Origin of the sequence: Rickettsia endosymbiont of Urophora cardui (genome assembly GCF_964030725.1) — a bacterium.
Taxonomy (GTDB): Bacteria; Pseudomonadota; Alphaproteobacteria; order Rickettsiales; family Rickettsiaceae; genus Rickettsia.
The window spans coordinates 17,407-29,958 of record NZ_CAXIPY010000004.1; the positions used below are offsets into that span (position 1 = coordinate 17,407).

The following is a 12,552-nucleotide window of genomic DNA, read 5'->3' on the forward strand; positions in this document are numbered from 1 at the left end:
TGTAAATTTCGTGAACCATTAAATTCTACCATCAAATTTGATCATAAAATGAGCCATAGCTTCATTCCAATTGGGGATAGGCATAGACCATTTTTTGGTAATATAATCAATTGTCAGATATAAAACTTTAAATACTGCGTCATCATTTGGAAAGATGCGTTTATTCTTAGTAACTTTTCTCAATTGGCTATTCAGCGATTCTATCGCATTTGTAGTGTAAATAATCTTACGAATCTCCTTTGGATATTGCAAGAAAATTATCAAATTATCCCAATTATTATACCAAGATTTAGCTATATGCGGATATTGCTTACTCCATTTTTGATCAAATGACTCAAGAGCTAATTCTGCTTCTTTTTCAGTAGCAGAAGTATAGATTAGTTTCAAATCCGCTGCTAATTGCTTTCTATCTTTATATGATACATATTTGAGGCTATTCCTGATCTGATGGACAATACAAATTTGATGTTCAGTTTTCGGATATACTGATGCAATAGCATCAGACATACCAGTTAGATTATCACTACAAGCAATTAAGATATCTTTTACTCCTCGATTCTTCATTTCAGTAAAATTACCAAGCCAAAATTTAGCTCCTTCATTCTCACTTATCCATAAGCCTAAAATATCCTTTCTGCCAGATAAATCTATTCCTAAAGCTACATATACTGATTTATTAATAATAAGTTTAGCTTGTCTTACTTTCACTACTAAACAGTCAAAATATACTATAGGGTATACTGACTCAAGAGGTCTACTCTGCCAAATCTTGACCTCATCTATTACTTCATCTGTAATCCTGCTGATTAGGCTCTCACTGATCTCAGCTCCATATAATTCTTGCAATTGTGTTTTAATATCAGACACACTCATACCCTTCGCATATAAGGATATTATCTTTTGGTCTAAGCCATCTATTCTTGTTTGTTTCTTTGAGACTATTATAGGTTCAAATTTACCTTGTCTGTCTCTTGGAACATTTATCTCTATAGTACCATTCTCACTAATCAGATTCTTACTAAAACTACCATTCCTCGCATTCTCAGTTTCAGCTCTATCATACTTGCTATAACCTAAATGTTCTGACATCTCAGCATGCAGTGCTCGCTCTAAAATACCCTTGGTTAATTCCTTAATTAATCCATTCTGACTGGCTTTGTTGCATAAATAAGATTTGTAGAGCAAGAGTGGTGATAATCTGGTAAGATGTCCTGAATTAAAAATAATCCAGATTATATGAGATCTCGGAAGAAAGCCCCTTTTAGTAAATCACGCAAGTATTCTAAATATAAAATAACGAATTGGTCAGAATATAATAATTTTTTACGCAATAGGGGTCGCATAGATTTTATGATTGCCAGTGATTTGGCGATTGGCTGGTATGCTGATTACAGAGAGGAAATGAAACGAGGAAGACCTAGACGCTATAGTGATCACGCTATATTACAGTGTTTGAAGATCAGATGCTTATTCGGTCTTAAGTTACGCCAAACCCAAGGCTTTATAAACTGGCTCTTTGAAATATCGGGTTTATCTATTAGATGTCCAGACTATACAACATTAAGTAAGCGTATGAAGTCATTAGATCTTAGGTATTTACATGGAAATCAAGATAAAGAATTTAGTTGTATTTCAATGGATAGTACAGGGATACAAGCCTACACAGGGAACGAATGGCTAGAAAATAAGCATGGTAAGCAATATAAGCGTCGCATATGGAAAAAGCTACATATCGTTATAGAAGATCAAGGTATGATACTTGCCGATAGTACCACAGAGCATACTATAGATGATAGATCACAGATTGGACTACTAATAGCTAATGTCAGAGCCAAGGATTTTCTGGGAGATCGAGGGTATGACGGTGAATCTACATATCAATTGTTGAGAAAGAAGAAGATAAAACCAGTTATTAGACCCCCAAACTCTTCAGTAAAAGTTCAATCGCTTAGGGATAAAACTGAGAGAGATGCAGCTGTTATATATCAACAAAACAAAGGATACCAAGCATGGAGGGTAAAGAATAATTATGGTAGAAGGGAGCGTGTAGAGAACACGTTCTTTCGATTTAAAACTTCTTTTGGTAGTAAGTTTCTATCAAGACATGATCAAAATATGACAAAAGAAATGTCTATTAAATGCCACTTATTAAACAAAATGTTTGAAATTGGTAAACCTATCTCTGTGCCTGTTGGCTAGGCTAGCATTGCGGGGTTAGGGGCAGTATATTCAAAAGCTTATTTATGCAACAAAGCCAGTAAGTTTACCATTCCTATACCAGGTATAACATCATGTACAGCCCCAGAATATTGATAATTTAGGCTCTGTCTCATCAATTGTGTAAATTTCGTGAACCATTAAATTCTACCATCAAATTTGATCATAAAATGAGCCATAGCTTCATTCCAATTGGGGATAGGCATAGACCATTTTTTGGTAATATAATCAATTGTCAGATATAAAACTTTAAATACTGCGTCATCATTTGGAAAGATGCGTTTATTCTTAGTAACTTTTCTCAATTGGCTATTCAGCGATTCTATCGCATTTGTAGTGTAAATAATCTTACGAATCTCCTTTGGATATTGCAAGAAAATTATCAAATTATCCCAATTATTATACCAAGATTTAGCTATATGCGGATATTGCTTACTCCATTTTTGATCAAATGACTCAAGAGCTAATTCTGCTTCTTTTTCAGTAGCAGAAGTATAGATTAGTTTCAAATCCGCTGCTAATTGCTTTCTATCTTTATATGATACATATTTGAGGCTATTCCTGATCTGATGGACAATACAAATTTGATGTTCAGTTTTCGGATATACTGATGCAATAGCATCAGACATACCAGTTAGATTATCACTACAAGCAATTAAGATCAGGAGTTTCGCACTTAGCAAAGTTGCGAATCAGTTAAAAGCCATCTGATATTGTTTTGAATTGATGTTTTTATAACTTCCCAAGTTTGTTGATATAAAGTAATGTTTTCATTTATCCTCCTTTTATTCATATCAAGCCAGGCAAATACTGCAAGGCAAATATGATTTCTTTGAGCTCGGCCCGTGCGTGCCTGACAGCGTTCAATACCACAAGTTTGTTTTAATTCTCGATGATAAACCTCTATAGACCAACGTGCCTTAACAATTTTCTCTATTTGCTCACGTGTGGGATTTTCCAAGTTCGTTGTTATGTAATCAATGCGACCATTCTTTGCCACAAACTTAAATACCGTAACCCAACCGTATCCACGTAGGTGAATTTTTAGCCCCTCATCGGGTATCTCTAAACTTTCCAAGCTAACATTATGATTAACTTTTCTATTTTTCCTTAGGGTGGTAACCCATAGCCAGCCTAAATTACGTATATGTTTTAAATTCTCCAACCCGCTATACCAAGCATCCATGACTATGGCATCAGGATTGAGACCTCTTTCTTTAGCTAAAGTAAGCATATCACAAAAATGCTCATTCTTTGTTTTACCATCAGTGTCTTTATCATATATTCTATAATCTACGGGAGTAGATTGAGCAATTTTAGTATTGTAATGTAGTAAGTTTACCATTCCTATACCAGGTATAACATCATGTACAGCTCCAGAATATTGATAACGTACAAGCTCAATCTTCTGACTGTATTGCTTTGATAATAAGGTGTCATCCCCCACTAATAAACACGGTGCTTCCCAATCTATATATTTTGACACTTCCTTATAGATTTCGCTAGGACGAAAATCCTTACTCTTTAACCATCGACTTGCACTATCGTGAGATAGATCTACTGGACTCACTTCAGATAATGCCTTGCTAGTATATCTGACACTACTTGCTTGTAAAAATGATTTATATAAGTCCTTGCTACATTTTGTTCTTGTCATTTTTATCTAAAACTATTTTTCTCTAGATTAACATACTTTTTGCTAAGTGCGAAACTCCTGAAGATATCTTTTACTCCTCGATTCTTCATTTCAGTAAAATTACCAAGCCAAAATTTAGCTCCTTCATTCTCACTTATCCATAAGCCTAAAATATCCTTTCTGCCAGATAAATCTATTCCTAAAGCTACATATATAGCTAACACGGAAATGTTTCTACCACAGATTAGGAAAAACTTAGGCATTGATCAATAATTTTACGTAAACAGTTTTTAAAGTTAGTCCAGCAATGTTTAATAGGATTTAGATCTGGTGAATATGTGAGTAAATACAAAAACTATGGTAAAAACCTTTCCGTGTTAGCTATACTGATTTATTAATAATAAGTTTATCTTGTCTTACTTTCACTACTAAACAGTCAAAATATACTATAGGGTATACTGATTCAAGAGGTCTACTCTGCCAAATCTTGACCTCATCTATTACTTCATCTGTAATCCTGCTGATTAGGCTCTCACTGATCTCAGCTCCATATAATTCTTGCAATTGTGTTTTAATATCAGACACACTCATACCCTTCGCATATAAGGGGTAAATTCCAGTATTAATTAAGCCAGATTTATATTTTCTTCCCATACCTCATTGGGTGTTTTATAACCGAGCACTTTTCTTGGTAAATTATTTAAAAAATCCTCAATTTCTTGTAATTGCTTTATTGTTAATTTTTTTATATCTAAAGATTTAGAGTATACTCTGTGCACCATTGAGTTAATCTTCTCTATCAATGGTTTTTGCCATGGAGAATAAGGATTGCAAAAATATACTTTTCGTTCAGATTTTGGCAATAGTTGTTCATGATTGGTAAATTCTTTGCCATTATCTAACGTTATGCTTTTGATTATATGCGACAATTGTTTAAGTTTTTTATTCATGTTACCAATCACATCTTGTGTTCTTTTTGAACGGTTTAAAGTGAGAAACACTTTTTGTGTTCTGATATCCACAAGAGCGCCTATATTACGACTTTGATTACCTTTGTTAAAAGTTAAATCACCTTCTAAATGACCTATTGCTGCTATCTTTCTATTTATCTCTGGTCTTTCAGTAATGGAAACTCGATTTGGTATTGTAATTCTTTTGTTTCTGATTCTTGTACCATGATGCAACCTATTTTTCCTTTTTCTTGCTAAAGATAAATATAATTTTTGCCTTTGTGCTATAGGAGATGTATAAATAAACTGGTATATACTCTCTGTAGAAATATTGACAGTATCTCGTGATAGTTTACGTCTACCTGAAATTATATCTGGTGAAATACCCTGTGTTAACTGCTTTATTATTTCTGCTCGTAAATTATTATCAATATCTAATTTTCTTTTTCTCTTACCTTGCCTTAAACTGCAAGCAAGTGTGTTAGCCCTATCTGGTCTATAATTATGCCTCATTCTCTTGAGTTCATAACATATAGTGCTTTTATCACGGCCAATCTTTGTCCCTATATATCGCGAGCTATAACCACTCTTATTCATTTCGTATATTTTAAATCTTTCATCTATCGTTAAATGAGCCATGATATATCTATATTTAAATGATGCTCCTCGCAGCAGAGCTACGAGGTATGGCTTTGTTGCATAAATAAGATTTGTAGAGAAAGAGTGGTGATAATCTGGTAAGATGTCCTGAATTAAAAATAATCCAGGATTAGTGGACTGAAAACGCTAATTTAGGATAAGGGATAGATAGAAAGCTTATAGATAAAGGGTTTAAAGGAGATTAATGTTGAGTTATGATAGATTTTTTTAATAAAAGATCAGTAACTCAACATGAAAAGATGTATCATAACTATATATTATTTAGTAGATAATTTTTGTAAAATATATGAATATAATGGACTAATGGTATGGACCTCCTGATATAGAGAATGAAAAGCAGTTGCTAATCTTCTAGGGTTAATATTTAACATATTAAAACAACAATTAAGGAGGTCCATATGGAGGTTACTACAATTGGTATAGATATTGCAAAAAGAATTTTTCAAATTCATGGTGTAGATAAAAATGGCAAGACAGTATTAAAGAAAAAATTGATGAGAGATCAGGTTTTGACATTTATGGCTAATTTACCACAATGTTTAGTAGGGATGGAAGCTTGTGGTGGTTCTAGTTATTGGGCAAGAGAAATAACTAAATTAGGGCATGAAGTAAAACTAATGGCACCGCAATTTGTCAAACCATATGTTAAAACTAATAAAAATGATCAAGCAGATGCTGAAGCGATATGTGAAGCCGTGACAAGACCTAATATGAGATTTGTTGCAATTAAAACTATAGAGCAACAAGAAATTTTATCAATACATAGGGTAAGAGAGAGATTGGTAAAAAATCGTACAGCACTTGCTAATGAAATTAGGGGGCTACTACATGAGTTTGGTTTTATTGTTCCTCAAGGCATTAATAAGGTTATCACAAAATTAATTGAGATTTTAGATGCAGGGAAATTAAGCCAGTTAAGTTATCAAACATTTAGTGAACTAAAAGAAGAATTCTTAGATAATAACAGAAAAATAAAAGAGATAGAAAAACGATTAACAATGATAGCAAGTAACCTAACTCAATATCAACGATTAAGAGCTATACCTGGTCTTGGTTTAATTACTGCTACTGCTTTAATAGCATCAATAGGTAATGCTACAAGTTTTGAGAATGGCAGGCAATTATCGGCATGGCTAGGATTAGTGCCAAGACAACATTCAAGTGGTGGGAAGGATAAGCTGCTGGGAATTAGCAAGCGAGGTGATGTATACTTACGCACTTTATTAATTCAAGGGGCTAGAGCTGTACTAAATGCCAAGATAAGATTTACATCGGAAGAACAGAAATCTAAAAAAGATTTTAGCCAATTTACGAAATGGATGTTTAATTTATCTGAGCGAAGTAGCCATAATAAAACGACAGTTGCCATAGCTAATAAGTTGGCAAGAGTGGTGTTTGCTGTACTAAGATCAGGAGATGATTATGTAGAGAGTAAAGTTTGTAGCTAAAGAGTGTGTAGCATAGCACTTATAAGTAAAATAAATGGTGATTTATATAATGAATAGGTAAAAGCAAAACAATATGTAAGAGATTCCAACCCGAAATATGCTTGAGATAATTAATATTGATGGTAAATAAGACAAACCTTAGCTTACAAAAAAACTGCGTTTTTCAGTGGCTCTTTTAGAAGCCGATGGACTGATAAGTATATAGTTTGTAAGCCAGCGAATTCCATCAGGGCTGTAGAATAAATTAGGTTGATTTATCAGCTATAAGCCGGATACATGACTGCATTTGTTTGTTTTTATTATTGATGTTATTTTTTTCTTGCATTCTACAGGAGGTCCATACATGAAAAAATTGGACAAAAAAATGAAGGAGTGTGTTTCCGCAATAAGTTAGAATAAATAGCAATAAACTTAAGAGGAAAGATGAAGAAAAATAAAGTAAAAATTTTCAGTGCTTCAGAAAAAACGGGGATAGTATTAGAATTAATAAAAGAGGAGTCGACACTTGGTCAGTTAGCTTCAAAATATGCAATAAGTGTTAAAACAATTCAAAATTGGAAAAAACAGTTTTTAGGTAATGCGGCATTAGCTTTTGAACCAGCTAAAGTTTTGAGTGAATATCAAGAACAAATAAATCATTTACAAGAGCAAAATGATGAACTTGCTAAAGCTCTTGGTAGAATCACAGTTGAGAGGGACTGGGCCGTGGGAAAGCTCAAAAGCTTGGATTTATCAAATAAAAAGAGTCTTGTACACTCCAAGCTAAATCAACTCTCAAAATCAAGACAGTGTGAACTATTAAAGATTAGTCGATCTACAGCCTACTATAAATCCAAGGAGATGAGTATAAATAAATTAAGTATTTTAAATAGAATAGATGAAATATATACAGATAATCCTGAATTTGGTTATCGCTATATTCATCAACAGTTACTAGAAGATGGTTTTATTGTCGGTAAAGATCGAGTACTGAAATATATGAGGATGATGGGTATAGAAGCTATTTACCCACATAAGAAAAAATCTACTTCTCGAAACGATAGTGAGCATAAGATCTATAGCTACTTACTTGATCAATATTGGACTAAATCTGGCTCAACAAAGCAAGTGTATGTGCCTAATGTGAATGAGGTTTGGAGTGGTGACATTACTTACATTAGAACTAATGGTGGCTTTATGTATATGGCAGCTATTATAGATTGGCATAGCAAGGCCATATTGAGCTATAAACTGTCAAATTCTATGGATGCATCTCTTGTAACTGATGTCTTGAAACAAGCTCTCAGTAAGTATAACGCTCCACAGATATTTAATAGTGATCAAGGTAGCCAATATACCAGTTATGACCACATAAATATTCTCAAGGAGCATGATATCCAAATTTCAATGAATGGCAAAGGTAGAAGTATTGATAATATAGTAATAGAAAGGTTTTTTAGAACTTTAAAATATAATTGTATCTTTATTAATGATTTTAACAATGTTAAAGAGTTAAAAGAGGGGATTGATCATTATCTGAATAAATATAATTATCACAGATTTCATTCAAGTATTGGTTATAAAAAGCCTATGAATGTATATCTGAATTATATGCAAAATTATCAGCAAATTGCTGCCTGATAATCGAAAAATTAGGAAAACATACTACTCATTTTTTTGTCTTGATTTTTCATGTATGGACCTCCTGTAGAATGCAAGAAAAAAATAACATCAATAATAAAAACAAACAAATGCAGTCATGTATCCGGCTTATAGCTGATAAATCAACCTAATTTATTCTACAGCCCTGATGGAATTCGCTGGCTTACAAACTATATACTTATCAGTCCATCGGCTTCTAAAAGAGCCACTGAAAAACGCAGTTTTTTTGTAAGCTAAGGTTTGTCTTATTTACCATCAATATTAATTATCTCAAGCATATTTCGGGTTGGAATCTCTTACATATTGTTTTGCTTTTACCTATTCATTATATAAATCACCATTTATTTTACTTATAAGTGCTATGCTACACACTCTTTAGCTACAAACTTTACTCTCTACATAATCATCTCCTGATCTTAGTACAGCAAACACCACTCTTGCCAACTTATTAGCTATGGCAACTGTCGTTTTATTATGGCTACTTCGCTCAGATAAATTAAACATCCATTTCGTAAATTGGCTAAAATCTTTTTTAGATTTCTGTTCTTCCGATGTAAATCTTATCTTGGCATTTAGTACAGCTCTAGCCCCTTGAATTAATAAAGTGCGTAAGTATACATCACCTCGCTTGCTAATTCCCAGCAGCTTATCCTTCCCACCACTTGAATGTTGTCTTGGCACTAATCCTAGCCATGCCGATAATTGCCTGCCATTCTCAAAACTTGTAGCATTACCTATTGATGCTATTAAAGCAGTAGCAGTAATTAAACCAAGACCAGGTATAGCTCTTAATCGTTGATATTGAGTTAGGTTACTTGCTATCATTGTTAATCGTTTTTCTATCTCTTTTATTTTTCTGTTATTATCTAAGAATTCTTCTTTTAGTTCACTAAATGTTTGATAACTTAACTGGCTTAATTTCCCTGCATCTAAAATCTCAATTAATTTTGTGATAACCTTATTAATGCCTTGAGGAACAATAAAACCAAACTCATGTAGTAGCCCCCTAATTTCATTAGCAAGTGCTGTACGATTTTTTACCAATCTCTCTCTTACCCTATGTATTGATAAAATTTCTTGTTGCTCTATAGTTTTAATTGCAACAAATCTCATATTAGGTCTTGTCACGGCTTCACATATCGCTTCAGCATCTGCTTGATCATTTTTATTAGTTTTAACATATGGTTTGACAAATTGCGGTGCCATTAGTTTTACTTCATGCCCTAATTTAGTTATTTCTCTTGCCCAATAACTAGAACCACCACAAGCTTCCATCCCTACTAAACATTGTGGTAAATTAGCCATAAATGTCAAAACCTGATCTCTCATCAATTTTTTCTTTAATACTGTCTTGCCATTTTTATCTACACCATGAATTTGAAAAATTCTTTTTGCAATATCTATACCAATTGTAGTAACCTCCATATGGACCTCCTTAATTGTTGTTTTAATATGTTAAATATTAACCCTAGAAGATTAGCAACTGCTTTTCATTCTCTATATCAGGAGGTCCATACCATTAGTCCACTATCCCATGACGAATATTAAAGAGTCTTTTGCAATGATTGTGTAAATTTTTGTTGAGCCTATATTAGAAGTAATTAAAAATATAGGTAACAGAAATGCAAATAGAGAAGAACAGGAGTTTCGCACTTAGCAAATAATATGCTAATCTAGAGAAAAATAGTTTTAGATAAAAATGACAAGATCAAAATGTAGCAAAGATTTATATAAATCATTCTTACAAGCAAGTAGTGTAAGATATACTAGCAAAGCATTATCTGAAGTAAGTCCATTAGATCTATCGCACGATAGTGCAAGTCGATGGTTAAAGAGTAAGGATTTTCGCCCTAGCGAAATCTATAGCAAAGTGTCAAAATATATTGATCTGGAAGATCCTTGTTTATTAGTGGGAGATGACACCTTATTGTCAAAGCAATACAGTAAGAGGATCGAGCTTGTAAATTATCAATATTCTGGGGCTGTACATGATGTTATACCTGGTATAGGAATGGTAAACTTACTGCATTACAATACTCAAATTGATCAATCTACTCCTGTAGATTATAGAATATATGATAAAGAAACTGATGGTAAAACAAAGAACGAGCATTTTCGTGATATGCTTACTTTAGCTAAAGAAAGAGGTATCAAGCCTGATGCTATAGTTATGGATGCTTGGTATAGTGGTTTGGATAATTTAAAACATATACGTAATTTAGGTTGGATATGGGTTACCAACCTAAGAAAAAATAGAAAAGTTAATCGTAATGTTAGCTTGGAAACTTTAGAGATTCCCGATGAAGGGCTAAAAATTCACCTACGTGGATACGGTTGGGTTACGGTATTTAAGTTTGTGGCAAAAAATGGTCGCATTGATTACATAACAACTAATTTAGAGAATCCTACACGTGAGCAAATAGAGAAAATTGTTAAGGCGCGTTGGTCTATAGAAGTTTATCATCGAGAATTGAAACAAACTTGTGGTATTGAATGCTGTCAGGCACGCACGGGTCGAGCTCAAAGAAATCATATTTGCCTTGCTGTATTGGCCTGGCTTGATATGAACAAAAGGAGGATAAATGAAAACATTACTTTATATCAACAAACTTGGGAAGTTATAAAAACATCAATTCAGAACAACATTAAATGGCTTCTAACTAATACACAATTTTGCTAAGTGCGAAACTCCTGAAGAATAAAAAAATAAATGAAGCAATAGATTTGCTGATAGAAGGCGGAGTAGATTTAAAAACAGTACTAAGTCAGAATGGATTAATTAAGGAATTAACCAAGGGTATTTTAGAGCGAGCACTGCATGCTGAGATGTCAGAACATTTAGGTTATAGCAAGTATGATAGAGCTGAAACTGAGAATGCGAGGAATGGTAGTTTTAGTAAGAATCTGATTAGTGAGAATGGTACTATAGAGCTAAATGTTCCAAGAGACAGACAAGGTAAATTTGAACCTATAATAGTCTCAAAGAAACAAACAAGAATAGATGGCTTAGACCAAAAGATAATATCCTTATATGCGAAGGGTATGAGTGTGTCTGATATTAAAACACAATTGCAAGAATTATATGGAGCTGAGATCAGTGAGAGCCTAATCAGCAGGATTACAGATGAAGTAATAGATGAGGTCAAGATTTGGCAGAGTAGACCTCTTGAATCAGTATACCCTATAGTATATTTTGACTGTTTAGTAGTGAAAGTAAGACAAGATAAACTTATTAATGATGCTCCTCGCAGCAGAGCTACGAGGTATCTAAAAAAGTTTTAGTTGTTTCTTATGATATCACGAAGCAGAGCTTCGGGGAATTAAACCCTGAGAGATTAAAAATTGATTATATCTGGCTTAATTAATTATAGAACTTTCCGACAATACAAATTTGATGTTCAGTTTTCGGATATACTGATGCAATAGCATCAGACATACCAGTTAGATTATCACTACAAGCAATTAAGATATCTTTTACTCCTCGATTCTTCATTTCAGTAAAATTACCAAGCCAAAATTTAGCTCCTTCATTCTCACTTATCCATAAGCCTAAAATATCCTTTCTGCCAGATAAATCTATTCCTAAAGCTACATATACTGATTTATTAATCTCTCAGGGTTTAATTCCCCGAAGCTCTGCTTCGTGATATCATAAGAAACAACTAAAACTTTTTTAGATACCTCGTAGCTCTGCTGCGAGGAGCATCATTAATAAGTTTATCTTGCCTTACTTTCACTACTAAACAGTCAAAATATACTATAGGGTATACTGATTCAAGAGGTCTACTCTGCCAAATCTTGACCTCATCTATTACTTCATCTGTAATCCTGCTGATTAGGCTCTCACTGATCTCAGCTCCATATAATTCTTGCAATTGTGTTTTAATATCAGACACACTCATACCCTTCGCATATAAGGATATTATCTTTTGGTCTAAGCCTGATGAACGAACATTAGAATTACCCATGACGAATATTAAAATTACCCATTTTTGAGTAA

General features: G+C 33.3%; 9 protein-coding genes and 4 pseudogenes. 5 read left to right on the forward strand and 8 right to left on the reverse strand.

Annotated elements, in window-relative coordinates:
• Positions 1 to 18: 18 nt before the first annotated feature.
• Positions 19 to 1,185 carry an IS256 family transposase gene (locus AAHI98_RS03160; protein WP_342225035.1) on the reverse strand — a complete coding sequence of 389 codons (1,167 nt, stop codon included), beginning with the start codon at positions 1,183 to 1,185 and terminating at the stop codon, positions 19 to 21.
• Between the two features lie 51 nt (positions 1,186 to 1,236).
• Here AAHI98_RS03160 and AAHI98_RS03165 point away from each other — a divergent pair, with 51 nt between their 5' ends.
• Positions 1,237 to 2,199, forward strand: coding sequence for an IS5 family transposase (locus tag AAHI98_RS03165; RefSeq protein WP_342224734.1), 963 nt, complete (start codon positions 1,237 to 1,239; stop codon positions 2,197 to 2,199).
• A gap of 158 nt (positions 2,200 to 2,357) precedes the next feature.
• Here AAHI98_RS03165 and AAHI98_RS03170 read toward each other — a convergent pair.
• From AAHI98_RS03170 to AAHI98_RS03190, 5 genes and pseudogenes are all read right to left on the reverse strand, one after another.
• Positions 2,358 to 2,879, reverse strand: a pseudogene (locus AAHI98_RS03170) (IS256 family transposase); the annotation flags it as partial.
• A gap of 14 nt (positions 2,880 to 2,893) precedes the next feature.
• Entirely contained in the window at positions 2,894 to 3,874 is a 981-nt protein-coding gene (locus AAHI98_RS03175) for an IS701 family transposase (protein WP_342224659.1), read from the reverse strand.
• Between the two features lie 2 nt (positions 3,875 to 3,876).
• On the reverse strand, positions 3,877 to 4,116 hold the full coding sequence (locus tag AAHI98_RS18080; RefSeq protein WP_410526195.1) for a transposase: 240 nt from the start codon (positions 4,114 to 4,116) through the stop codon (positions 3,877 to 3,879).
• Positions 4,117 to 4,237: 121 nt separating this feature from the next.
• Positions 4,238 to 4,468, reverse strand: a pseudogene (locus AAHI98_RS03185) (transposase); the annotation flags it as partial.
• A gap of 11 nt (positions 4,469 to 4,479) precedes the next feature.
• Positions 4,480 to 5,442 (reverse strand): IS30 family transposase, encoded by a 963-nt coding sequence (locus AAHI98_RS03190; RefSeq protein WP_342224646.1) that lies wholly within the window; start codon positions 5,440 to 5,442, stop codon positions 4,480 to 4,482.
• A gap of 419 nt (positions 5,443 to 5,861) precedes the next feature.
• Between AAHI98_RS03190 and AAHI98_RS03195 the strand changes: the two genes are divergently transcribed.
• Together AAHI98_RS03195 and AAHI98_RS03200 are read left to right on the forward strand one after the other, a co-directional pair.
• The gene (locus AAHI98_RS03195; RefSeq protein WP_342224642.1) at positions 5,862 to 6,911 is read left to right on the forward strand and encodes an IS110 family RNA-guided transposase; all 1,050 of its coding nucleotides are present in this window, start codon (positions 5,862 to 5,864) and stop codon (positions 6,909 to 6,911) included.
• A gap of 423 nt (positions 6,912 to 7,334) precedes the next feature.
• Entirely contained in the window at positions 7,335 to 8,531 is a 1,197-nt protein-coding gene (locus AAHI98_RS03200; protein WP_342224663.1) for an IS3 family transposase, read from the forward strand.
• A 396-nt stretch (positions 8,532 to 8,927) separates the two neighbouring features.
• Here the strand turns inward: AAHI98_RS03200 and AAHI98_RS03205 are convergent, their stop codons facing one another.
• A complete protein-coding gene (locus AAHI98_RS03205) occupies positions 8,928 to 9,977 on the reverse strand; it encodes an IS110 family RNA-guided transposase (protein ID WP_342224642.1) in 1,050 nt (349 codons plus the stop codon).
• 274 nt (positions 9,978 to 10,251) lie between these two features.
• Here AAHI98_RS03205 and AAHI98_RS03210 point away from each other — a divergent pair, with 274 nt between their 5' ends.
• On the forward strand, positions 10,252 to 11,232 hold the full coding sequence (locus AAHI98_RS03210) for an IS701 family transposase (RefSeq protein WP_342224689.1): 981 nt from the start codon (positions 10,252 to 10,254) through the stop codon (positions 11,230 to 11,232).
• Between the two features lie 38 nt (positions 11,233 to 11,270).
• A pseudogene (locus AAHI98_RS03215) lies at positions 11,271 to 11,786 on the forward strand (IS256 family transposase); the annotation flags it as partial.
• A gap of 145 nt (positions 11,787 to 11,931) precedes the next feature.
• Here AAHI98_RS03215 and AAHI98_RS03220 read toward each other — a convergent pair.
• Positions 11,932 to 12,502, reverse strand: a pseudogene (locus AAHI98_RS03220) (transposase); the annotation flags it as partial.
• Positions 12,503 to 12,552: the final 50 nt, after the last annotated feature.

Bases quoted from the DNA above. Each gene is read 5' to 3' on its own strand.
- AAHI98_RS03175 (WP_342224659.1), bottom strand. From the start codon at position 3,874: ATGACAAGAACAAAATGTAGCAAGGACTTATATAAATCATTTTTACAA.
- AAHI98_RS03190 (WP_342224646.1), bottom strand. From the start codon at position 5,442: ATGGCTCATTTAACGATAGATGAAAGATTTAAAATATACGAAATGAAT.
- AAHI98_RS03210 (WP_342224689.1), top strand. From the start codon at position 10,252: ATGACAAGATCAAAATGTAGCAAAGATTTATATAAATCATTCTTACAA.
- AAHI98_RS03205 (WP_342224642.1), bottom strand. From the start codon at position 9,977: ATGGAGGTTACTACAATTGGTATAGATATTGCAAAAAGAATTTTTCAA.
- AAHI98_RS18080 (WP_410526195.1), bottom strand. From the start codon at position 4,116: ATGCCTAAGTTTTTCCTAATCTGTGGTAGAAACATTTCCGTGTTAGCT.
- AAHI98_RS03195 (WP_342224642.1), top strand. From the start codon at position 5,862: ATGGAGGTTACTACAATTGGTATAGATATTGCAAAAAGAATTTTTCAA.
- AAHI98_RS03165 (WP_342224734.1), top strand. From the start codon at position 1,237: ATGAGATCTCGGAAGAAAGCCCCTTTTAGTAAATCACGCAAGTATTCT.
- AAHI98_RS03200 (WP_342224663.1), top strand. From the start codon at position 7,335: ATGAAGAAAAATAAAGTAAAAATTTTCAGTGCTTCAGAAAAAACGGGG.